The sequence below is a fragment of the Meiothermus hypogaeus genome, from assembly GCF_003574035.1.
Lineage (GTDB): Bacteria > Deinococcota > Deinococci > Deinococcales > Thermaceae > Meiothermus > Meiothermus hypogaeus.
Window position 1 is genome coordinate 1 of sequence record NZ_QWKY01000181.1, and the last position, 670, is coordinate 670.

The following is a 670-nucleotide window of genomic DNA, read 5'->3' on the forward strand; positions in this document are numbered from 1 at the left end:
TAAGTACACTCACGATAGACTTTTACTATGGGAAACTTTCGGTACATTGAGTTGAGCAGCGAAGAGGATGAGCGGCTGAGGGCCATCGAGCAGAGCCCGCACATGAACAAGAAGGTCAGGCTGCGCAGTCAAATGGTTCGCCTGTCGCACCAGCGTTGGGAGATGAGCCGTATCGCTGCGTATGTCGGATGCCACGTGCGGACGGTGGGTGCAGCCCTGAAGGCCTGGACCAGCCGAAAGTTCGAGGGACTGGCGGATCGCCCCCAGAAAGGCAATCGGCGCAAACTCCACGCAGAGGCGCTGCAGTTTATGCAGGACAAGCTGGCGGAAGACCGCTGCTGGAATGCGCGGCAGTTGACCGAAGCCATCGCCCTGGAGTTGGGCCTACAGGTAGACGAGGAGAGCGTACGACGCAACCTCAGGCAACTGGGTTACACCTGGAAGCGGGATCGCTACATCGTGGCCGGTCAGCCCGACCCCCAGCTACGGCAACAGGCCGAAGCGGCGCTCGAAACGCTCAAAAGGGGGCGCTCGCGGGTCGGGTCATCCTGAAGTATCTGGACGAGAGTGGGTTTGGTTTGTCTTTACCGATAGGCTATAGCTGGACACTCAAGGGGCAGTCGCACCAACGCGAGGTTCCCCGATACTTTGCAGGCGCAGGGCGAATCAA

1 protein-coding gene is annotated in these 670 nt (G+C 59.6%); it reads left to right on the forward strand.

Annotated features, from left to right (window positions below):
* Positions 1-27: 27 nt before the first annotated feature.
* Positions 28-552, forward strand: a complete 525-nt coding sequence (locus tag Mhypo_RS17835; RefSeq protein WP_119342535.1) for a helix-turn-helix domain-containing protein — start codon at positions 28-30, stop codon at positions 550-552.
* The last annotated feature ends 118 nt before the right edge of the window (positions 553-670 follow it).

Bases quoted from the DNA above. Each gene is read 5' to 3' on its own strand.
- Mhypo_RS17835 (WP_119342535.1), top strand. From the start codon at position 28: ATGGGAAACTTTCGGTACATTGAGTTGAGCAGCGAAGAGGATGAGCGG.